This is a genomic window from Solibacillus sp. NPDC093137, from assembly GCF_050280445.1.
GTDB classification, from domain to species: Bacteria; Bacillota; Bacilli; order Bacillales_A; family Planococcaceae; genus Solibacillus; species Solibacillus isronensis_B.
Window position 1 is genome coordinate 1449244 of record NZ_JBNNVH010000001.1, and the last position, 22096, is coordinate 1471339.

Annotated in this window: 18 protein-coding genes; 7 read left to right on the top strand and 11 right to left on the bottom strand. The window is 38.7% G+C overall.

Features of this window, described 5'->3' with window-relative positions; genetic code table 11:
* Positions 1–7: 7 nt before the first annotated feature.
* Both ACQKN3_RS07465 and ACQKN3_RS07470 read right to left on the bottom strand, forming a co-directional pair.
* Positions 8–1336 (bottom strand): D-serine ammonia-lyase, encoded by a 1329-nt coding sequence (locus ACQKN3_RS07465; RefSeq protein ID WP_427710552.1) that lies wholly within the window; start codon positions 1334–1336, stop codon positions 8–10.
* Positions 1337–1795, bottom strand: coding sequence for a YaiI/YqxD family protein (locus ACQKN3_RS07470; protein ID WP_353056572.1), 459 nt, complete (start codon positions 1793–1795; stop codon positions 1337–1339).
* Positions 1796–1966: 171 nt separating this feature from the next.
* Between ACQKN3_RS07470 and gdhA the strand changes: the two genes are divergently transcribed.
* Positions 1967–3334, top strand: coding sequence for an NADP-specific glutamate dehydrogenase (gene gdhA / locus ACQKN3_RS07475; protein ID WP_251688748.1), 1368 nt, complete (start codon positions 1967–1969; stop codon positions 3332–3334).
* A gap of 51 nt (positions 3335–3385) precedes the next feature.
* On the opposite strand, the gene ACQKN3_RS07480 is transcribed toward gdhA, so the two are convergent.
* On the bottom strand, positions 3386–3808 hold the full coding sequence (locus ACQKN3_RS07480) for a universal stress protein (protein WP_251688750.1): 423 nt from the start codon (positions 3806–3808) through the stop codon (positions 3386–3388).
* 175 nt (positions 3809–3983) lie between these two features.
* Here ACQKN3_RS07480 and ACQKN3_RS07485 point away from each other — a divergent pair, with 175 nt between their 5' ends.
* From ACQKN3_RS07485 to ACQKN3_RS07500, 4 genes are all read left to right on the top strand, one after another.
* Positions 3984–4670: a phosphoribosylaminoimidazolesuccinocarboxamide synthase gene (locus ACQKN3_RS07485; RefSeq protein WP_427710554.1), complete on the top strand. Its 687-nt coding sequence runs from the start codon at positions 3984–3986 to the stop codon at positions 4668–4670.
* Positions 4671–4835: 165 nt separating this feature from the next.
* Entirely contained in the window at positions 4836–6218 is a 1383-nt protein-coding gene (gene nhaC / locus ACQKN3_RS07490; RefSeq protein WP_427710556.1) for a Na+/H+ antiporter NhaC, read from the top strand.
* 160 nt (positions 6219–6378) lie between these two features.
* Positions 6379–6693: a PadR family transcriptional regulator gene (locus ACQKN3_RS07495; protein WP_427710558.1), complete on the top strand. Its 315-nt coding sequence runs from the start codon at positions 6379–6381 to the stop codon at positions 6691–6693.
* The gene (locus tag ACQKN3_RS07500) at positions 6690–7403 is read left to right on the top strand and encodes a DUF2812 domain-containing protein (RefSeq protein WP_427710560.1); all 714 of its coding nucleotides are present in this window, start codon (positions 6690–6692) and stop codon (positions 7401–7403) included. Before ACQKN3_RS07495 ends, ACQKN3_RS07500 begins: the two co-directional genes overlap by 4 nt.
* A 53-nt stretch (positions 7404–7456) precedes the next feature.
* Here the strand turns inward: ACQKN3_RS07500 and ACQKN3_RS07505 are convergent, their stop codons facing one another.
* Entirely contained in the window at positions 7457–8596 is a 1140-nt protein-coding gene (locus ACQKN3_RS07505; protein WP_427710562.1) for a cation:proton antiporter, read from the bottom strand.
* Between the two features lie 171 nt (positions 8597–8767).
* A complete protein-coding gene (locus ACQKN3_RS07510; protein WP_427710563.1) occupies positions 8768–9625 on the bottom strand; it encodes a patatin-like phospholipase family protein in 858 nt (285 codons plus the stop codon).
* A gap of 158 nt (positions 9626–9783) precedes the next feature.
* Between ACQKN3_RS07510 and pepF the strand changes: the two genes are divergently transcribed.
* Positions 9784–11589 carry an oligoendopeptidase F gene (pepF, locus tag ACQKN3_RS07515; RefSeq protein ID WP_427710565.1) on the top strand — a complete coding sequence of 602 codons (1806 nt, stop codon included), beginning with the start codon at positions 9784–9786 and terminating at the stop codon, positions 11587–11589.
* Between the two features lie 96 nt (positions 11590–11685).
* Here pepF and ACQKN3_RS07520 read toward each other — a convergent pair whose 3' ends face one another.
* Complete coding sequence (locus ACQKN3_RS07520; RefSeq protein ID WP_427710567.1) at positions 11686–12900, bottom strand: NAD(P)-dependent malic enzyme; 1215 nt, start codon at positions 12898–12900, stop codon at positions 11686–11688.
* A gap of 389 nt (positions 12901–13289) precedes the next feature.
* Between ACQKN3_RS07520 and ACQKN3_RS07525 the strand changes: the two genes are divergently transcribed.
* Positions 13290–14105 (top strand): S1C family serine protease, encoded by an 816-nt coding sequence (locus ACQKN3_RS07525; RefSeq protein ID WP_251688763.1) that lies wholly within the window; start codon positions 13290–13292, stop codon positions 14103–14105.
* A gap of 292 nt (positions 14106–14397) precedes the next feature.
* Here the strand turns inward: ACQKN3_RS07525 and ACQKN3_RS07530 are convergent, their stop codons facing one another.
* The 5 genes from ACQKN3_RS07530 to ACQKN3_RS07550 form a co-directional block, all read right to left on the bottom strand.
* Positions 14398–15414, bottom strand: a complete 1017-nt coding sequence (locus tag ACQKN3_RS07530) for an inorganic phosphate transporter (RefSeq protein ID WP_251688765.1) — start codon at positions 15412–15414, stop codon at positions 14398–14400.
* 17 nt (positions 15415–15431) lie between these two features.
* On the bottom strand, positions 15432–16052 hold the full coding sequence (locus tag ACQKN3_RS07535; RefSeq protein ID WP_079525974.1) for a DUF47 domain-containing protein: 621 nt from the start codon (positions 16050–16052) through the stop codon (positions 15432–15434).
* Positions 16053–16446: 394 nt separating this feature from the next.
* The gene (locus ACQKN3_RS07540) at positions 16447–17253 is read right to left on the bottom strand and encodes an MBL fold metallo-hydrolase (RefSeq protein WP_427710570.1); all 807 of its coding nucleotides are present in this window, start codon (positions 17251–17253) and stop codon (positions 16447–16449) included.
* 149 nt (positions 17254–17402) lie between these two features.
* On the bottom strand, positions 17403–18200 hold the full coding sequence (locus tag ACQKN3_RS07545) for a sulfurtransferase (protein WP_427710572.1): 798 nt from the start codon (positions 18198–18200) through the stop codon (positions 17403–17405).
* Between the two features lie 14 nt (positions 18201–18214).
* Positions 18215–21826 carry a dynamin family protein gene (locus ACQKN3_RS07550; RefSeq protein WP_427710574.1) on the bottom strand — a complete coding sequence of 1204 codons (3612 nt, stop codon included), beginning with the start codon at positions 21824–21826 and terminating at the stop codon, positions 18215–18217.
* Positions 21827–22096 lie beyond the last annotated feature (270 nt).

A 22096-nucleotide genomic window follows, 5' to 3' on the forward strand; every position in this document is an offset into this window, starting at 1 on the left:
TTCCCTTCTATATCTCTGATTGTAAATACTGCTGTCGTAATTCTTCAGGCACTAGATCGCCGCCTGTTGACCAAATAATATGTGTGGCGTTTTCCATTTTATCTGTAAGCCCATGCTTTTCAATATACGAAGTCCCCTGCATCATTAATTCAATCGGACCATACACACCTGCATGTGCTGAAGGTTCCATAAAAATGTTTTCCGTCTCAAACATACCTTTTAAACTTCTATATAAAAAGCTGTCATCCACAGTATAACATCCGCTTATTACGGATTCCATCAATGTTCCGACAAATCGTGAAGGACGCCCTACCGCCAATCCGTCAGCTTCTGTCTTGTTGGACAAACCAATATCATTCACACTGATTTTGTCATGCATGCCTGTCATCAAACCTAGGAGCATACAAGGAGATGCAAATGGTTCCGCAAAGAAAAGATGAATATGTTCGCCGTAAATTTGTTTTAAAGAGTAGGCAATTCCCCCGGGCGCACCACCAACTCCGCATGGCAGATAAACAAATAGCGGATGATTCGCATCAACTTTAATTTTTGCTTGCTGAAGCTGGTCTTTCAGGCGAGATCCCGCTACCGAATATCCTAAAAACAGATCGATTGAATTTTCATCATCAACGAAATGGCAAGCAGGATCTTGTTCTGCTATTTGGCGGCCGTTTTCCACTGCAGAAGTGTAATCGGATTCGTATTCGATTACTGCAACACCTTTTTCACGCAGCAGTTCTTTTTTCCACTCTTTTGCCTCAATCGACATATGCACAGTCACCTGGAAACCCAGCTGTGCGCTAATAATACCGATACTTAGGCCCAAGTTCCCCGTTGACCCGACAGCTATTTTATATTTGCTGAAAAAATTCCGGAATTCTTCACTATGGAATTTTGCGTAATCCTCTTGTTCTGTTATCATTCCTGCATCGATTACCAGCTTTTCCGCATGACTCAACACTTCGTATATACCGCCACGCGCTTTAATCGAACCGGCGATCGGTAATGCATGATCACATTTAAGCATTAATTTGCCAGGAATATTAAAACCGCGTCGTCCTTCTATGAGTTTTTTCATCGCGGCAATTTCTCTTAATTCCGATTCAATAATGCCGTCTGAAAATTTCGTGATTGGAAATGCAACCTTTATATAAGAAGAAAAACGCTTCAATCTACTTTCTGCGTCTTGAATCATATCTGGTGTCACTTGGTCAGATACTTGGCTTTCTTTAGCTACACTTTCATTTTCCCAAAATACATATTGTTCGGATTGCAGCTTTTCAATTAACGGAAAGCGTTCTTTTAGTTCGTCTAAATTTAAGATTTGCTGATTCATTTATGATTCCTCCTTCTCAAAAATCGCACGTTCACAAATTTGTCGAAATTTCGTTTCAAAAGCCAAATTATTTTCTTCCGTGCGCTTTTTGGGACCTTTCGTACGTCCCCCTGCACGTCTTATTTTCGCACTTTCAAATCGAAAAGCCAACAGTTGATCTATGTTGTCAGACGTCAGTTCTTTTCCGTTATGAGTAATAACAATTCCACCTTTTGCTATACACATTGCAGCAAGACCATAATCACCTGTTATGACAATATCTCCTCGCTTTAAGACACTTAGAAGCTTAAAATCAACTGAATCTGGTCCTTTGTCAACAATAATTGTTTTTGCACCATCCCGTTCCATTCGATGTGATGTATCGCAGAACAAGATCGGTCTTATCTCATATCGAGATGAAATAAACAGCGCTAAATCAACAACCGGGCATGCATCTGCATCAATTAATAGTTGTAAAATAGTTAATCATCCTTTCCAAAAGCAACTTCAAATTATTATATAGATATAATAATTGAAAACGTTTTCTCTTTTTTAACATCGATTTCACACAGTGATGTCACATAAAATATAATTGAATTGTTTGATAATTCATACTAATGTATACTTATTAATCCATTTGGGGGTATTAACATGACGACAATGACAACAACGAGTAACGCACAGCAATATGTTGATGGAGTGTTTGAAAAATTAAAAGCTAAGAACGCACATCAGTTAGAATTCTTACAAGCCGCGGAAGAAATTTTCCTTTCTCTAGTTCCAGTATTCGAACAACATCCCGAATACATTCAGCATAATATTTTAGAACGTATCATTGAGCCGGACAGAATCATCTCTTTCCGTGTCGCTTGGCAAGATGATCAAAACCAAGTACAAGTAAACCGTGGGTACCGCGTTCAATATAACAATGTTATCGGGCCATATAAAGGTGGATTACGCTTCCATCCTACAGTAAATGAATCGATTATGAAATTTTTAGCCTTTGAACAAATTTTTAAAAACGCTTTAACTGGTCAACCGATCGGCGGCGGTAAGGGTGGTTCAGACTTTGATCCAAAAGGGAAATCAAATGCAGAAATTATGCGCTTCTGTCAAGCTTTCATGACAGAATTATACCGCTATGTCGGTCCTGATGTCGATGTTCCGGCCGGAGATATTGGTGTAGGTTCACGTGAAGTCGGCTATTTATGGGGGCAATACAAGCGTATTCGCGGTGCATATGAGGCAGGTGTATTAACTGGGAAAAAACCTGGCTATGGTGGTTCATTGGCGCGTACAGAAGCAACAGGATATGGTTTAGTATACTTTGTTGAAGAAATGCTGCGTGAAGCAAAACTTTCAATTAATGATAAAACGGTTGTCGTTTCAGGTTCTGGTAATGTAGCGATTTATGCAATTGAAAAAGCTCAGCACTTTGGAGCAAAAGTTGTTGCCTGCTCCGACTCGGCAGGCTACATTTACGACCCGGAAGGCATTAACTTAAAAATTGTAAAACAGTTAAAAGAAGTTGAAGGGAAGCGTATTAAAGAATATGTAAATTATCGTCCAAATGCTATTTATACAGAAGGCTGTGACGGCATCTGGACAATTCCATGTGATATCGCTCTTCCATGTGCAACTCAAAATGAAATTAACGGTGAACAGGCCCGTACTTTAATTGCAAATGGCGTGAAAGTCGTTGCAGAAGGTGCAAATATGCCATCGAATTTAGATGCAATCAATGAGTTTTTAGCAAGCGATGTTTTATTCGGCCCTGGTAAAGCAGCAAATGCAGGCGGTGTTGCTGTATCTGCACTTGAAATGGCTCAAAATTCCGGCCGTAACTACTGGTCTTTCCAGGAAGTTGATGAAAAACTTCACGGTATTATGAAATCAATTTTCAAAGAAAGTTCGGATGCGGCGAAAAAATATGGCTATGAAGGCAATTTAGTTGTCGGCTCAAACATTGCCGGCTTCATTAAAGTAGCAAACGGTATGCTTGTAGAAGGCGTATATTAATTAACAAAACCCGCAATCCCCTTTGAACAAGGAGTATTGCGGGTTTATTTTTTAACGTACTACGAGAACATCACAATTGGCGCTGCGTACAACATTTTCCGATACAGACCCTAGTAAGAAACGTTCTGCACGGTTTAAACCGGTCGCTCCGATAATGATTAAATCGGCATCGGTCAGGTTCGTCAATACCGCTTTCGGCGATCCTTCTTCAACGGATACTTGTACATTTTTAACGCCGGCCTGTTCTGCTATAACCTTGTATTCCTTTAACTGATCAAGTGTTTTTTCCTTTAGAGCTTTTGCATACTTTAAATCATATGCTTCCACTGATCCGAATGAATGTGTATCAATTACACTCACTAAATTCAATGTCGCATCCGTCAATCGAGCAACGTTCATACCGCGCTCAAAAGCAATTTTTGCTTTTTCTGAAAAGTCAATTGCTACAACAATATTATTATACGTTTTTAGCATCTAAATCACTCCTTGTCTAAGATTAGTATAACAAATGTTACCATTACACTGGTAACAAAGAGCATACTATATCAAAGGTTAGACGTCTTTCTTTAAAATACGAACATTTTTACACTAATATTATAAAATCATTCGTGTTATAATTAATTTGAAATTACTTTTGGAGGTATCTCTCATGGAATTAATGTATACTGGTAAAACTAAAGATGTATTTAAACTTGAAAACGAATTATATTTGCTGAAATTTAAAGATGACGTAACTGGAGAAAACGGGGTTTTTGATCCAGGCGCAAACACAGTCGGTTTAACAATTGATGGTGCAGGCCTTGCCGGATTGAAACTTACTTCTTTCTTTTATTCTAAATTAAACGAATTAAAGGTACCGACACATTATGTTGAGGCAAATTTTAATGAAGCGACAATGACGGTTAAACCGGCGACTGTTTTCGGTAAAGGTTTGGAAGTTATTTGCCGTTTTAAAGCAGTCGGATCTTTTTTACGCCGCTATGGTGCTTATGCAACAGAAGGTCAGGATTTGGATTCATTTGTAGAAGTGACTATTAAGGACGATGAACGCCTGGATCCTCCTATTTCAGAAGATGCGCTTTCAATGCTTGGTATTTTAACACATGATGAATATGCCATCTTGAAACAGCGCACAATCGAAATTTCAAAGTTTGTTGGCGCAGAGTTAGAGAAAAAAGGGTTAACGCTTTATGATATTAAATTGGAATTTGGCCGCGATGCAAAAACAGGTGAAATTTTACTCATTGATGAAATTTCAGGCGGTAATATGCGGGCGTATCAAGGCGATACATATATTGAACCATTACAATTAGAAAAGATTATGCTTGCTGAGTAATTTTATTTTTTTAATGCCATTCATCAAGCACTATAGGGACATCTCGGACTTTCCGGTATGTTCCTTTTATTTTTACCCCCTTCCCTTTTTCTAAATAAAATGCTACACTAACTTTTGTACTTCAACGCGTTGAAGCGCGAAACTATATAGCGAGGTCTAGTCATCATGAATGCAAAACAACATGTAAAACCACATTTTTTTGAAGCACTTATTTTAATTTTATTTATTATTGCACTCATCTCCTATAGCATTATGAAACTCGGCAGTGTCCCGCATGTTCCGATTTTCATAGCCATTATTATACTTATCATGTATGGTGTTCTGCGAAAAGTACCGTACCGCATCATGGAGCAAAGTATGATTGCTTCTGTTTCAACAAGTATCGGCGCAGTTTATATTTTTCTTTTGATCGGTGTTTTAATCAGCAGTTGGTTAATAAGTGGGACAATTCCTACACTATTGTATATAGGTCTTTCAATCATTACTGCGAGCTTTTTTTATGCGGTTGTCTTCCTTATTACAAGCATTATCGGCACAGCGATCGGCAGTTCTCTTACTACCGTTGCAACAGTTGGTGTTGCAATGGTAGGGGTTGCGAGTTCTATAGACGCTTCACTTGCTATTACAGCAGGAGCAATTGTTTCGGGAGCCTTTTTTGGGGATAAAATGTCCCCGTTGTCCGATACGACGAACTTGGCGGCGACTGTTGCCGGTATTGACTTGTTTACGCATATTAGAAATATGATGTTCACGACCATTCCGGCATTTATTATTTCACTCATCGTATATGCCTGGCTTTCTCCCAAAAGCCAGCATATGGACACAGAGCTTATTACAAGCTTTAAAGAAACACTGTTCGCAACAAATCTAATTCATTGGTATGCAATCATTCCGCTTGTCGTTCTTATTGTGTGCACGATCTTTAAATTACCAAGCCTTGCTACATTAGCGATAAGTGCTATTTCCGGTATCGTGCTATCATATTTCCACAGTTCTATTCCATTGAACGAACTGTTTGCAATTTTATATAACGGCTATTCAATGGAAACAGGAGTCGAAGCAATTGATTCATTACTGACTCGAGGCGGAATGAACAGTATGCTGTTTACGATTATTTTAATTGTATTGTCCCTGTCTATGGGCGGATTGCTCTTTACACTCGGCATTATCCAAACATTGCTGCAGGCACTTCAAAACCAGTTGAAATCGGTCGGATCTGTTATTACGGGAACAGCTTTTACCGCAATCGGAATTAACGTTACAATCGGTGAACAGTATTTATCGCTGTTATTAACAGGTGAAGCATTTAAGGAAAAATTTAAAGCCGTTCAGCTTCATCCGAAAAATTTAGCCCGTACAATTGAGGATGCAGGTACTGTTATCAATCCACTCGTTCCATGGAGCGTGTGCGGTCTGTTCATTGCTTCTACATTGAATATTTCTGTCATCGACTATTTACCGTTCGCATTCTTTTGCCTGTTAAGTCCAGTCATTACGATTTTGTTTGGCTGGTTGAATATTACGATTACGAAAATCACCAATAATTAAAAGATCGCCTGCTCCGTTATAGAACGAGCAGGCTTTTTATTTTCCCGCATTCCCACTCCCCCATCAAATTAATAGATAATTCTGTTTACATATATATCATAAAGTGATATATTGTTTTCAGACATATATATCACTTTATGATATATCGGGAGGTGACATAGTGAAAAACAATGAGCAATTGACCGATTCAATGTTTCATATTATGGCCACATTAACAACGCCCCAACACGGATACGCGATTATGAATTTAATTGAAGAAACATCTAAAGGGAATATTTCAATCGGTCCAGCTTCAATGTACACGATTATAAAAAAACTTTTACAAAATGATTGGATTTATTTATACGACGATACAGATTCAAGGCGTAAAGTGTATTTACTGACGCAAAAAGGCAAAACCGTTTTAAAAATGGAGTTAACAATTAGAAAGCTGATGATTCAGTTAGCTGAAAGAGGAATGGAGGATGAAGTATGACAAAAACGAAGTATATGATGTCTGGTGGATTAGCATTTTCTGAGCAAAAGGATTTGGAAAAAATGCATAAACTTTCGCTTGAAGGTTGGCATGTCCGAAGTTTTTCATTTTTAGGCTACACACTTGAAAAAGGTGAATATGCTGATTATGTATACAGTATCGATTATCGGACACTGGAAAATACGGATGAAGAATACTTTGAACTTTTCAAAGATGCAGGCTGGTCACTTGTGGATTCTGCAGGTGATATCCATTTATTTCGTGCTCCTCCCAACACGAAGCCGATTTACACGGACCGTGATACAACGATTGAGAAGTATAAAAACCAAGTAAAACCACTGAATCTTGCTATGGTGACACTTGTTCCAGGTACAATTATATCTTGGCTGATTTCACTACAAACAACTGACAGCATACACACACTTTTCTTTGGTTTAGCCCTTTTACTGACAATACTTACGATTCCTTTACTGTGGACTGGACTGACTTCTTACGGTAACCAATGGAAGGCAGAAAATAAAAAGGGGCTTGTTCTACTTACAAAGCTGCTTCCCGCTGTTGCAGTAGTTATGGCGCTTTATGCAATAGTTGAATCCGACTTAAAAGCAGTACAAATCGTAGCCGCTGCTGTCATTGGTGCAACCGTCTTTGTAACGTTCATTACATTGTTTATGTCTCTTTATTACCGGTTTAAAGTAAAAAAGGCGTAAAAAAAGATAGGCTCATGAAAATGTGCCTATCTTTTCTATCTAAACCCTTAAATTTATACGACTATTCTCTTCCCAAAAATTGCTTTTAACAAAGGCGGTGTCACGATTGTTGTTACGATAATTACGATAATAATCGATGTATAGTAATTAGCCGGCAGCAAGCCACCTTCAAGTCCCATTGCAGCTAATATTAGTGCAACCTCGCCTCGGGAAACCATCCCAGCACCGACCCCCATCGATGATTTCGTATTGAATCCGGCTAATTTCGCACCTAATCCTGAACCAACAAATTTGGATACAACTGCAATTATTGAAAATACGATAATAAACCCGATTTGTTCTCCAATTCCATCGAATGAAACCGCTAATCCGATACTAACAAAGAAGAACGGAACAAAAATCCCGTAAGCAATCGGCTCAACCTTATGTTCGATTTCATCTTTATATTCTGTTTGTGCAATCGCAATCCCTGCAAAGAAAGCACCGATAATACCAGCGATACCAAGGAATTCCGCAAAATATGACAAACCAAAACAAATAATCAGGCCGGCACTCAATATTGATTCAGTAACTCTAAATTTCTTGAAGATTCTTATAAAGTGTGGGATAAACCATTTTGCCAGCACAATCAAGATGGCGAAGAATAATACTTTCTTACCGATTAATAAACCGATATTCGTATCTGATCCGGCAAAGAAACTCATAGCAATGGCGATTAAAATTACAACTACAATATCATCCAAAACCGCAGCTCCAAGTAATGTTGACCCTTCTTTACTATTCAGCCAACCAAGCTCCCTTAACGCCTGTACCGAAATACTGACAGATGTTGCAGAAAGTAATAATCCAATAAAAATGGATTCTCCTACAGACAATCCGTAATATTGCGAACCTGCATACCCTAAAATAATCGGCAGGAGAATACCACCTAAAGCAACATAGATTGCCGCTTTTTTGTTTCTATTCATTTCCTGTAGGTCGGTTTCAAGACCAGCTAAAAACATTAACAGTAAAACACCTATTTGACTGAACACGGTTAAAAGTTCAGTATCATGAACCCAGCCAAGGAGTGCTGGACCAAGAATAATACCTACAATTATTTTCCCTAGTACAGATGGTTGCCCGATTCTCGCAGCAAGATGTCCGGCGAGTTTGGTAGCAAATAAAACTAGAACAATTTGTAAAATAAACATAAATTTCCCCTTCCAATGCAAAAAAGACAAGGCGGTGCCATAGTTGACTATGGCTCCACCTTGTCTTGCACTTTTTATTTAATTTAATGTTCTTAGCTTTATTTTAATATAATTCCACTCGCTTTTGCAAGTATATTCTATATTAAACTATTACAGTATTATGCTTTATCTTTAAATAATCTCCAAAAACGCCTTCAACTCAGGCATTTGCTTTTGTGCCTGTTCATAGCCAACCTCATAATTGGCTTTCATTTGATCAACTTTGCTTTCAAAACTTTTTATCGGACGGTCCGGTTTAAAAATAAACGCTTCCTGATCAATCTCTTTTTGAGCAATATATTGCATTGTTTCATTATACATATCCGCACGATGTCTCATCGCAGCCGCGAGTCTTGGGTAACGTTTTTGGAAAAGCTTCGTTGCCCACTGATTCGTTTTAGAGGCACTTTTTATATAGCCGGGTTCCCTCGTCAAAATTAGCAAATGCTTGTTATATCCTTTTTCGATGGCACGTTTAATTGGAATCGAATCGGATAGTCCCCCATCATAATACGGAACATTGTCAATTTTAATCTCAGGGAACAGTATAGGAATGGCACATGTTGCCTGTAAAATATCACATGCTTTTGTCATTGTATGCGCACTTTTATACTCTACTTTTCCGGTATATGCATTCGTCAGCCCGAACTCCACCTCACCCGGATAGTTGTAATAGGCGTCCCAATCAAACAAATCAAGCTGATTCGGCACAATATTATAGGCAAAATCCAATCCGAACAGACTTTTTTCCTTCAGAAAATTAAGCATTCCCATATAGCGGGGATCATTGCGGTACGTTGTCAAAACTCGCATCGTCCGTTCAGGCTGATTGGACATATAGGATACCGCATTGATGGCACCTGCCGAAATCGCCGCAATATACGGCATCTTTATATGTTCCTCCATAAGGGCATCCAACACTCCCGCAGTAAAAACCGTTCGAAATGTCCCGCCTTCAAGAATTAGACTACAATCCTTCACTTCTTGCATATTATCACACTCTTTCCCTATTTCCATCGTTTCTCTATTTTACTATATGTCTTCTAAATAATATTAAAAATATTTATCGACCAAATTTTCACTACTTCCTAAATTTTCAGAAATATGGTATTATTTATTTCGAATATCGTAATATTAGGAGGATACTTATGTCAATGTTGAATCGTAGTGATGTACCGGTTGAAGAAACTTGGAATTTGGAAGATTTATTTGCTACAGAACAAGCCTACACAGCGGCAATCGAAGAATTAAGACAACTTGTAGAGAAAACTGCAGAGGGGCTTGCAGGGACAATTACTGATGTACAAGGCGCGATTAATGCAATTGAAGCAACGGAAAAAATTCAGGAGAAAATGGTTGTAATCGGCACATATGCGAGCCTTTCACATAGCGTTGACCAAACGAGCACTGAAAATCAGATGCGTGCCGCAAGCTTCGGTTCTTTCGCTGCAAAACTTGCAACAAAATTATCCTTTGTAAAAAGTGATTTACTTGCATTGGACGAAGCTGTTTTAAAAGAAGCACAAACTGCTAAACCGGAATACGCTAATTTTATTGATAAACTGCTCGTACAAAAACCGCACCAGTTACATCCTGAAGCGGAAAAAGCACTGGCTGCATTCGGTGCTACATTCAACGCGCCATATGAGCTGTACAATACGACAAAATTGGTAGATATGCAGTTCCCTAACTTTGAAGTAGATGGTGAATCATTCCCGCTTAGCTATAACTTGTTTGAGGGCGATTGGGAGCTTGAAACGGACACGAATAAACGTCGTGCTGCATTTGAAGCCTTTTCAAAAAAACTGCGCGACTATCAGCATACGACTGCCAAAACATATAATACACACTTGGCAATTGAAAAAACGGAAGCAGACCTTCGCGGCTACGACAATATTTTTGATTCTTTATTAGAGTCACAGCAAGTGGACCGCTCAATGTATAACCGCCAAATCGATTTAATTATGAATGAGCTTGCACCACATATGCGCCGCTATGCAAAACTGTTGCAAAAAACACATCAGTTGGACAAAATGACGTTTGCAGACCTTAAAATTTCGTTGGACCCATCATATGAGCCTACTATTACGGTGGAAGAATCCCGTCAATATATGAAAGACGGTTTATCGATTATGGGCGAGCATTATACGCATATGATCGATCGTTCTTTTGATGAGCGATGGATTGATTTTGCACAAAATGCCGGAAAATCAACTGGCGCATTCTGTTCAAGCCCATATGGTGTACACCCGTATGTATTGATTTCATGGACGAGCCGAATGAATGAAGTATTCGTTTTAGCCCATGAACTAGGTCATGCAGGTCATTTCTATTTGGCAAATGATGCGCAAAATATTTTCAATGCAAGACCATCACTTTACTTCATAGAAGCACCGTCAACAATGAATGAAATGCTTATGGCCAACCACTTATTAAAAAATTCTACGGATGCGCGCTTTAAACGTTGGGTCATCTCAACGATTATTAGCCGTACGTACTACCATAACTTCGTAACTCATTTACTTGAGGCAGCTTACCAGCGTAAAGTGTACGAAATTATCGATGAAGGCGGAAGCGTTAACGCACCGAAACTGAATGAATTAAAACGTGAAGTACTTGAGCAATTCTGGGGAGACGCAGTTGAAGTAACTGAAGGTGCAGAATTGACTTGGATGCGTCAGCCTCATTACTATATGGGCTTATATCCATATACGTATTCTGCAGGTTTAACTATTTCAACACAAGTATCACAACGTATTTTAAACGGTGACGAAGCAGCTGTTGAGCAATGGATCGATGTATTAAAAGCAGGCGGCACAAAAACACCTGTTGAACTTGCACAAATGGCAGGTGTCGACATTACGACTGAACAGCCATTACGTGACACAATCGCGTTTATTGGTGATTTAATTACACAATTGGAACAACTGACTGCAGAGCTTCAAACAGTTTAAGTGACACTGCAATCAGTGGAGATTTTGGATTCCCACTGATTGATCGTCTTCACTATTTTATAGGATGTGCTGAATGTAACTTCATGCACATCCTTTTTAAATGGCTACCGAAGTGTTAATTAGATCTACTTGCTGGAACAATTCAGAAACTCCTGATGCGATGGCTGCGGATCCAACTGTTTTTGCAACTACACCTGCAACCCGTTCATCCATCGAGCTCGGAATAATAAAGTCTTCATTCAGCTCTTCTTCTGTTACTAGCGATGCAATAGCTTCAACCGCCGCCAGCTTCATCGCCTCGTTGATATCTGTCGCTCTTACATCAAGTGCACCACGGAAAATCCCCGGGAAGGCAAGCATATTATTCACTTGGTTGGCATGGTCAGAACGGCCGGTACCGATAATTTTTACGCCCCATTTTTTTGCATTATCCGGCGTTATTTCAGGATCAGGATTTGCCAAAGCAAAGACAATCGGATCTATAGCCATCGATTTAATATGTTTTTCCGTTAAAATATTTGCTGCGGACACCCCGATAAACACATCTGCTCCTACTAATGCATCATCCAAAGTACCGCGTAATTGATCCGGATTCGATAAATGAGCAACCTGTTCTTTTACCGGATTCATCCCTTCAGGACGCCCTTCATAAATAATGCCTTTCGTGTCACACATAACGACATTTGTGTAACCCATTTGAATTAAAATACGGAGAATCGCAATACCTGCTGCCCCGGCTCCGTTAATGACAACCTTCATCTTATTGACATCTTTTTTCACCAGTTTCACCGCATTGATTAAACCTGCCCCAACGACAATTGCCGTTCCATGCTGGTCATCATGAAATACCGGGATTGAACATTCAGCACGCAGCCGGTCTTCAATTTCAAAACAGCGCGGCGCTGAAATATCTTCCAGATTGATTGCTCCATAGGTCGGCGAAATCGCTTTTACAATGTTGACAATTTCGTCTACGTCTTTAGTGTTTAAGCATACCGGTACTGCGTCAACATTTGCAAAGCGCTTTAATAATAACGCCTTACCTTCCATTACTGGTAAAGCGGCTTCCGGACCAATATCCCCTAACCCTAATACCGCGGTTCCGTCTGTGATAACCGCTACTAAATTCCCTTTCATCGTATAGTCATACACGGTTGAAGGATTCTGTTCAATTGCAAGGCAAGGGGCAGCAACACCCGGAGAATAAGCTAAACTCAAATCATATTTATCCTGTACCGGAACTTTTGCACGAATTTCCATTTTCCCGCCAAAGTGTTCGTGCATTTCAAGTGACTTTTTCATTAAATCCATATTTACCATCCCCTTCTAATTTTTGAAATCCTTTGTAATTACGAATGTTAACCTTTAATTTTTACTTTGTCAACGATAGCTTTAATAAATCGTTCGAATTACTAAAAACAAGCCGAAAACGTTGATATAACAATAATTATATCGTTTACCAACCGCTTGTTCCATTTGTGATTTCAAACACAATCTATTATTTCTAAATAATAAATGTAAGGGCTGTCATTTTTAAAATCCCGCTTTATCAAGCTAAAGTATGTGATGGATTGCACGAAGTATTTTCAATTTAGTAATATGAAATAATTCACAAACTTCCAAAAAAAATTTTGAATCTGCTCTTTTTGTCTCAAATTTCGTGTACTTTTGTTACACTTATACATATCGGAGGGAACACAATGACAGAGAAAACGAATACTGAGGAACTGACAGAAGAAGAATTTTTGGAACTTGTTTTGGAAGAACAGGAAAAGGCGCTTGCAAAAGCACGAGAAGAACGTTTAAACCCACAGCCGAAAAAAACGAAAAAGCAAAAACCATTTGTTCGAATTGTAGTATGGTTGATGGCATTAACATTAGCTTTTAGTACGTTTGCCGTGATTTTCAATGTATATTCCATTCCTGCGATTGAATTTTTAAAAGTATCATCACAATTATCTAATCAGGAAAATATTCAAACATATAAACAATCTGTTGTCACAATTAATACCGACTCAGGGAAAGGGACAGGGTTTGCGGTATCAGAGAATGGCTACATAATAACAAATGATCATGTAATTGAGGATGCGTTGACGATTACCGTTGTATTTCCGGATGATACGCTTTATAAAGCTGAGGTTGTAGAATCATATGAAGATTATGATTTGGCATTGTTGAAAGTGGATGCTGAAAACTTGCCGTTCCTGCCACTTGCCACAACGAGCGAATTCCGTAAAAATGAGGCCGTCTTTTTTATCGGAAATCCGCTTGCATTTAGCGGGATTGCCAATAAAGGAACGATTATCGGCTATACAACTGCCGCAGACATTCAGCCAGATATCATTATGATGGACGCACCTGTTTATCGCGGAAATAGTGGTAGCCCGGTCATTAATGAAAACGAAGATGTAATTGGTGTTGTGTTTGCAACAGGAACTCGTGAAGGGCACGGGAAAGTCGGATTATTTATTCCGGTTGAAAATGTGCATGCGCTGTTTCAGACATATTTGAAATGATCTGGGGAGTGAAAAACTCGTGTTACGGTGTGGTGAGAGTGCGGCGTATTGTATATTAGAACATTTATTACTGATATTAGAAGAGTTGAATGCTATTTTAGAACTTTCATATAGTTTATTTGAAGATCGAGCGCTCATATTAGAACAAACTTGCACTTTATTAGAAGATCTGCGATATATTAGAACTTTTCAAGTTATATTAGAACAACTCGCAATTTTATGGGAAAATCCACCCTCCACCCACAAACAAAAAACGGCTGCTCAATATTAAATATTGAGCGCCGTTTTAAAATTAGAAAATAAGGCTAATTAAGAAGTAGAATAATGCGGCCATTAATGCGGAAATTGGCAATGTGATAAACCACGTAACTACAATTTTACGCGCCATTCCCCATTTAACACCTTTCACACGCTGTGCTGCACCAACACCCATAATTGCAGAAGAAATTACATGTGTAGTCGAAACCGGTAATGCGATAACTGTTGCACCAAAAATGATTGATGCAGAAGTTAAGTCCGCCGCTACCCCGTTGACCGGACGGATTTTCATAATTTTACCGCCGACTGTTTTAATGATTTTATATCCGCCTACTGATGTCCCAAGACCCATCGCCAATGCACAGGCAAAACGTACCCAATTCTGTACTTCATCTGTTGATTGCAAGTTTGCTGCGATTAGAGCCATTGTAATAATACCCATCGCTTTTTGGGCATCGTTCGTACCATGTGTAAACGATTGTAAAGCCGCTGTACCGATTTGCGTCAAACGGAACGCTTTCGTTGTTCCATACAGTGGTGAGCGGTGGAAAATAAATTTGAATAACTTCATTACGATAAAACCAAGAGTTAAAGCTAAAATAGGCGAAATAATTAACGCCTGCAATATTTTAAAGAAACCTTCATAGTTTAAAATATTCATACCTGCCGATGCAACTGCTGCACCAGCAATTGATCCGATCAATGTATGTGAAGAACTTGATGGAATACCGAAATACCAAGTTAGTAAGTTCCATGTGATGGCAGAACATAATGCTGCCAAAATAACTACAGATCCTGTTGTATCCCCTTCAAACGCGTTCAAAGAGAAAGGATCCACAATTCCAGATGCTACAGCTTTTGCTACGCCTACAAACGTCATCGCACCTACGAAGTTCATCACTGCCGCTAAAAGAACAGCTACTCGAGGTTTTAAAGCACGCGTCGAAACAGATGTGGCGATCGCATTGGCTGTATCATGGAAACCGTTAATAAAGTCGAATGCCAGCGCAAAGATGACAACGAGTACGGTAATGATTAATAACGTATCCATAATTTACTCCTTTTTCATTATGCATTTCGCATAATAATTGATTCGATTGTATTCGCTACATTTTGGCAGTAGTCCGCAATTTCTTCTAACTGCTCATATAAATCTTTAAAGATGATTAAGCGAATTGGATCTTTCTCAGTCTGGAATAGTTCAGTAATGGATTTACGGAAAATTTCATCACATTCACGCTCATAATCTTTGATCAGAATGGCATGTTGACGCATTCCGATTAAATCTTTTTTATTCAATAACTCCATTGCTTTTACTGCTTCATCTGATGATTTGGCAATATAGTCTACGAAGTCACGCATATACTGATTTACTTCTGTAAATGAATACATTTCAAAGTGGGCAATTGTATTTTCAATGCCATCCAGAATATCGTCCAGTTTAATGGCTAATGATAGAATATCTTCACGTTCAATTGGTGTCATAAACGAATCGTTTAATTTCACGATTAATTCATGAATCAGCTTGTCTCCAGCTGTTTCATAGGACTTCATTTTAATTTGAATTTGTTTTAGTTCTGATACTGTAGTAATTGTCGATTCTTTTGCATAGTTGGCACCTTGTTGTACATTTTTTGCAATATTTAATAATCCTTCAAAAAATGGATCCGGCTTTTTAGAGTTAAACATCGAATAAAATCCTCCTAAAATGAAGTTTGTAAATTAAAACCTAGGTAATCATAACACCGAGTTTTCAATATCTTCAACATTAATTTATGTTATTTACAAAAGCTTTACAATTGTGAAACATAGTTTTATAAACACATCTTGTTAATTTTAGCCCTTTTTTGATGAAATATTCTGAAGTCAATCACTATTTGTTGATTTAATGCTTTTATTCAGCCTTTTTTTCAGCATTTTCTACAAAAGTTAACTTGTATTCTTTCATACCCATTATTAAGTAATGTTAATTGTAAAGCTAATGTAAATTTTAAGTTTCGTAATAGTTATTATTTCCGCTTCAATTTCAAATATAAAAAAAGCCTAGTAAGTTCCTACTTACTAGACGGTAAACATATATTATTTACTTGTTTAAGACAGAAGATACGATATGTGCCGCATCCCATTCACCTAAAGACAGTTTTGTAATCGGATACTTTTTATTGAAAAGCTGCGCTGTGATTTCGGCAGCTGTCAAACCCTCTTCGTTCATCATTTCTATTTTATAACTTAGCTCTTTTAAATAATTAAGTTTTCGCATTAAAGCGTCTCTACCATTTTCGATATATCCCGCATGGTTACAATATATTTCAAGAAAATCATACGTTAATACTTTCTCCAGTGATCGGATAATTTGAGGGATGCTCTCTTCTCGCAAGACGACTTTTGTTTTCGGCGTCACATACAGATCACCTGTAAAGAGTTGACCTGTCGATTCATTTAAATAGGCTACATGGTCTTCTGTGTGTCCGGGAGTTTCAATCACTTTCCAATCTGCTGTTCTTGATGAAAAAGCATCTCCGACCGGCTGTGCAAGAAACGGCCGCCTTGCCCCCCAGAAAAGTTTGCGATATAAAGGATAGCCTGCCTTCTTAGCACATTCTTCAATGTTGAACGAATGCATAAATATCGGCAAGTTGTATGTTTTCTGCAAATAATGCGCGCCTCCGGAGTGATCTTCATGATAATGGGTCAACATAATCTGATCAACGTCCATCTGTTCAAAAAAAGGTATAAACTGCTTAAGAAGTGAGGCAGAACCCGTATCAATTAATATACCGTCCACTTCAAAGCAATGAACATTTAAATAAACTGCCTGAAATTGAACAGATCCATTTATCATTTTTACTCCGTTCTTTTCACTCAGCTCAATTTTTTTCTTCAATAACACATTTCTCACTCCTTTGACCGTTATTTTTCTACAATACCACTTTATTGTAAATATTGGAAATCAAGGCCATACTTTCGTTAAATTTTCCGGACGCCAAAAAGCCGCTATGTAAAATTAACTTACATAACGACCTATTCAGCAGTTCCAATCTATTTTTCGACAGAGTGATGATTTACCCAATCACTATAGCCTGCCATATAGATTTTTATATTTTGATAGCCTGCTTCCTTTAATACTGTATAGACCGGTGTAGCAGTAACACCTGATCCGCAATAGACAACTACTTCCTCTTCTTTTGGAACTTGCTCGAGAAGAGAAGACGTAATAACCAGTTCTGAGCCATTACGCAACTGTTCCCAATCATAGTTTTTCGCTGTCGGAATATGTCCTGCCACTTTATCAAACGGCTCTAATTCACCACGGTAACGTTCCGGTGCGCGGGCATCAATTATTGTCGCTTTTCGCTTACCTTCAATAATATGCATAATATCCTGACGTTTTATTAAAATATCATCATTCCACTGCAAATCAAGCTTGCTTTCCTTAAATACAGGTACTTCTGTCGAAACTGGGAATCCAGCTTCCTTCAGTGCCTCAAAACCGCCATTTACAACATAGGCATGCTTGAAGCCAGCATAATGCAATATCCACCATGCACGAGTTGCGAAAGCTGCAGCACCTTGATCATAAATATAGATGGCATCATTGTAATTTAAACCATGCTTTTGAAACAAAGCCTGAAGTTGCTTCTTTTCCGGAAGCGGATGTCTGCCTTCTTCTTTCGTTAAATCCGATAGGTCGGTATTTAAATCCCAGTATACAGCTCCTTCAATATGGCCCTCTTCATACATCTTTCTGCCTGACTCTAAATTGTTCATATCAAATCTTGTATCGATTAAACGACCTGTTCTTTCCATTCGATTTGCGGTCACAAAAATATTCGTCATTAAAAAGATCCTCCTTACGCTTGTAGTTGCGCGTAAATATCTTTCCAAACAGCTAAGCGACTTTCTTCTTGAAGTAATAAACGTTCTGTTTCAATCTGCTCGACTGCCTGTTCAAGCATATGCTGGCGCAATCCTTCTGCCACAATGGCGATGTAGCTTCCCGCCCATTCCATAATTTTGGCTTTTTCAGCATCCAGATAATTTTGTGCATTTGGTTTTGTTAATTGCTCCAATGCATCACGCAATTGCTCTTTCTCGTTCTTTTCAAAGAATGCTTTCACATTTTTAAAGTGGGATTTTACCCCTTCATATGGCGCCGAATCTGTAAATGGACCTGTAAAATCCAAAATTTCCGGCTCTTTTGATTCATAGCTTAAAAATGCAAAGCTTGGGTTCAGTTCTTTTAATTCACGTGACTCATCTTTAAACAGTTCCTTCATTTTCTTCTCAACAAATTGCGCTAAACGGAAGTTCGTTACACGTAATTCCTGAGCGAAGTCAAAGCTTAACGCCTGCAACACTTCTTTTAATGCTGTTTGCAATGCTTGCTGTGCAGGCATTTGCGCGAAAGTGGACGGATTATAGCTTTCACGGTAGAAGTCCGGATAGCGGTAGTACACACGTTGCAGTACATAGTATAACAGTTCATCCAGTTCTTGCTTTGTTTCACTTTCAAGCATGGCTGTCTGAGTTGACTGGAACTTGGAGCGCACTAGCTTTTCCAAATGAGCCAATTCTTCAAGACGCTCATCTTTACGTTTCAGGTTTTCTTCAGTTTGTGTAATTAAATCATTCAGACGTGCTTCTGTTTTATCCACTTCTTCTTGAAGTGCCTGTACCGCAATTCCCATCAGTTCATCATTCAGGAAGTGATGGAATGCATCTTCAAATGGTGCCATACCTGACTGATGCTCTAGCTGATCCTGCTTTTCTTTTAAGGCCAGTAAACTCGATACTCCGTACAGTCTTGGGAAACGGATACCGAAGCGTTGTAGCTCTGAACGAACATAGCCTTTTACCTCTTCCTCTTCTTCCATTGTAGAAGCCAAGTCAATCGCATTTACGATAAAGAACATTTTATCCAGTTCAAACGCATCTTTTACTCGTCCTAGCTGGATTAAGAACTCACGGTCCGCTTTTGCAAATGCATGGTTGTAGTACGTAATGAAAAGAATGGCATCGGCATTTCGAATATAATCGAACGCTACACCAGTATGACGTGCGTTGATCGAATCGGCACCCGGCGTATCTACTAATGTTACACCCATACGCGTTAGTGGTGAATCGAAGTAGAAATCGATATTGTCCACGAAACAAGAACGGTTTTCCTGTGCTACGTACTTTTCAAAATCATGGCGGTTAACACGTAATGTCGTTCCCAATTTTGTGATGAATGTTTCATAACCTTCCGAATACGCACGGATAAATGATTTATGAACATTCAGGCGCTCATCTGTTAATGGAACAGCCAGCCCTTCATCTGCACGATCATACGCTTCTTTTAGTGAAGATACTTGAAGGCCAATCGCTGCATACGAACCTTGAATATCTTCAAGTAGCTGCGCTTCATTTTTCAGATGAACATCGGCTGTTTCATGCGGATGTTCCGGTGAGACAGGACGGATTTTATTGATCGCTGCTGTCGTCGGGTTTGGTGATACAGGTAATACGCGCTCACCCATCAATGCATTTGAAAAGCTTGACTTACCCGCACTGAATGCTCCGAATAAGGCAATCGTAAAGTCGCGTTTTTGCAGACGTTCCACTTTTTTCGTCAAGAAGCTGGAAACTTCTTTGAAGCCTTGAACATCTTTAATAATATGCGCCGTCTTCAATGCTTTTTCAGTTACTTTATCAACATTCAAACCTGAACCCACTTTTTCCTGCGTTTGTTCAGCAGCAATTTCTGTTTCTTGACCCTTTAACTGCAGCATCGATTCATCAAATGGACGAATATCTTTCAATGCCTGCTCATGCTCACGCTTCCAGTTTTCCAAATGAATTTTGGATTCCGCGCGAACTTCATTGGAAACTTGTTTCATTAATGTATTGCTGAAAGCCTGGAATTTCTCAATTTGCAGTATATGCTGAAGCGCATGCACTTTTTCGGACATTGCACTAATTTTAAGCTTAACAGGTGCTGCTGCTTCACGCGCAACCTGTTCCAATGTATCTTTTTGCTCTAGCTTCCATGCATCCGTTGTTTGAATAAAGTAACGTTTTGTCGCATCTGAAACACGATTTGCAAAGTTTAATACCGCATCTCCCGTTATTATCGCGCTCTTTTGCACTTGATCTTCAATAATCGAGAACGGGAAATTAAATTCCTTCTTGTCAATGCTTGCGGCACGTTCGTCATTCAATGCACCGACATCTTTTAACGCTTGCTTCATCAATGCTTTTATATGACCGGTAATTTGCGATTGGACAACATGGTTAAAGCTTGCATATGCTTCTTCCTGACGTCGCGCTTTCTCTTCTGCTGTTTTCTTTTTCGCAGTAAACAGTCCGCCAACTTTAAAGTCCTCTTGCTGACTTTCTAAATAGGCACGTAGTTTATCACGAACATCCGCCGGCATAATCGCAGCATTTGCAAGCAAGTCTTTACGTTTTTCATCGAACTGCTTATCAAATACATCAAACGAGAATAGTTCTGTTTGACGCGTCAGTTTTTCATATTGCTCTAAAATATCATCGCGATGCTGCCAGTCATCTTCAGAAACGAGTTCAGCGTACGTAGTGAAGCGATCCTGCTTCTCCTCTTCCAAATACGCTTCATGCTCATGCTGTAGCTTCGTCAATGTATTTTCTGCAGTTGAAATTAATTGTTCCTGCCAGTCATTCATTGAATCCATTACGATTTTCTTCACTTGTTCAAAATCGTTGTTCGGAAGCTCTTTTTCACGCAGTGATGTGAAGAAAATATTTTTCGGGTAAACACCCCAAGCAGCAAATGAGTTATGAACTGACTGCTTGAAATCTTCAAATGACAGTTCAGCTTCACGGTGCTTGTCTATTTGATTGACGATCAAATACACGTTCGGATTGTATTTCATCAATTGCTTTGTAAATTGGAAATTCAACTCTGATTGCACATGGTTGTAATCCATTGTGTAAAATACCATATCGGCAATATGCAACGCAGATTCCGTACTCATCGCATGCGCATCGTCCGTTGAGTCAACACCCGGAGTATCCATCACAGTAACCCCTTCAGGCAAGCTTGATGTACTATGTCCAATTTCGATTTGTGATACCAATTCGCCGTTTTTGCTCAATTCTTTTACTTGTTTAATATCATAGCCCGCTTCAAATTTTACCGGCTTTTCATTGTGCAAATATAGAATCGCATAATCTTCATCCGATTTATGCACTTTAACAATGTTCGCACTTGTCGGAATTGGACTTGTCGCTAAAATGTTTTCCCCCGACAGTGCATTGATCATACTCGATTTACCTGCAGAAAAGTGACCGGCAAACCCGATAACAAATTCCTTTTGTAAAAGTTTGCGTGCAAATAAATGAAGCTTTTCAATTCGTTCTGTATCTTCATTTTCTTTATAAATTATGTATTGTAATGCCGATTGCTGTAACAATCCCTGAATTTTCTCGTCAAACATCGTCATATAACTTACCCCTTTATATCTTTTTGCCTTAAATTCGCCATATTTCTATAGTACCATGCCCAGTCAAGAAAATCGGCTAGTATTTTATTAAAATTATTATTTCATTATTTTTCCATTAAAGATCAACTTTTATCTTATGAAATTGCTATTTCGGAATAACCAGATTATTATGCGCATTTGAAAGCATTTTTATGATTGTTGTCTAAAGATATAAAAAATCTTATTATTACCCAACATAATATCAGTATAATGAGAAAATAAAAAGATTGG

Excerpts from the sequence above, each read along its gene's own strand:
- ACQKN3_RS07465 (WP_427710552.1), bottom strand. The coding sequence starts at position 1,336 with ATGAATCAGCAAATCTTAAATTTAGACGAACTAAAAGAACGCTTTCCG.
- gdhA (WP_251688748.1), top strand. The coding sequence starts at position 1,967 with ATGACGACAATGACAACAACGAGTAACGCACAGCAATATGTTGATGGA.
- ACQKN3_RS07480 (WP_251688750.1), bottom strand. The coding sequence starts at position 3,808 with ATGCTAAAAACGTATAATAATATTGTTGTAGCAATTGACTTTTCAGAA.
- ACQKN3_RS07485 (WP_427710554.1), top strand. The coding sequence starts at position 3,984 with ATGGAATTAATGTATACTGGTAAAACTAAAGATGTATTTAAACTTGAA.
- nhaC (WP_427710556.1), top strand. The coding sequence starts at position 4,836 with ATGAATGCAAAACAACATGTAAAACCACATTTTTTTGAAGCACTTATT.
- ACQKN3_RS07500 (WP_427710560.1), top strand. The coding sequence starts at position 6,690 with ATGACAAAAACGAAGTATATGATGTCTGGTGGATTAGCATTTTCTGAG.
- ACQKN3_RS07505 (WP_427710562.1), bottom strand. The coding sequence starts at position 8,596 with ATGTTTATTTTACAAATTGTTCTAGTTTTATTTGCTACCAAACTCGCC.
- ACQKN3_RS07510 (WP_427710563.1), bottom strand. The coding sequence starts at position 9,625 with ATGCAAGAAGTGAAGGATTGTAGTCTAATTCTTGAAGGCGGGACATTT.
- pepF (WP_427710565.1), top strand. The coding sequence starts at position 9,784 with ATGTCAATGTTGAATCGTAGTGATGTACCGGTTGAAGAAACTTGGAAT.
- ACQKN3_RS07520 (WP_427710567.1), bottom strand. The coding sequence starts at position 12,900 with ATGGATTTAATGAAAAAGTCACTTGAAATGCACGAACACTTTGGCGGG.
- ACQKN3_RS07525 (WP_251688763.1), top strand. The coding sequence starts at position 13,290 with ATGACAGAGAAAACGAATACTGAGGAACTGACAGAAGAAGAATTTTTG.
- ACQKN3_RS07530 (WP_251688765.1), bottom strand. The coding sequence starts at position 15,414 with ATGGATACGTTATTAATCATTACCGTACTCGTTGTCATCTTTGCGCTG.
- ACQKN3_RS07535 (WP_079525974.1), bottom strand. The coding sequence starts at position 16,052 with ATGTTTAACTCTAAAAAGCCGGATCCATTTTTTGAAGGATTATTAAAT.
- ACQKN3_RS07545 (WP_427710572.1), bottom strand. The coding sequence starts at position 18,200 with ATGACGAATATTTTTGTGACCGCAAATCGAATGGAAAGAACAGGTCGT.
- ACQKN3_RS07550 (WP_427710574.1), bottom strand. The coding sequence starts at position 21,826 with ATGACGATGTTTGACGAGAAAATTCAGGGATTGTTACAGCAATCGGCA.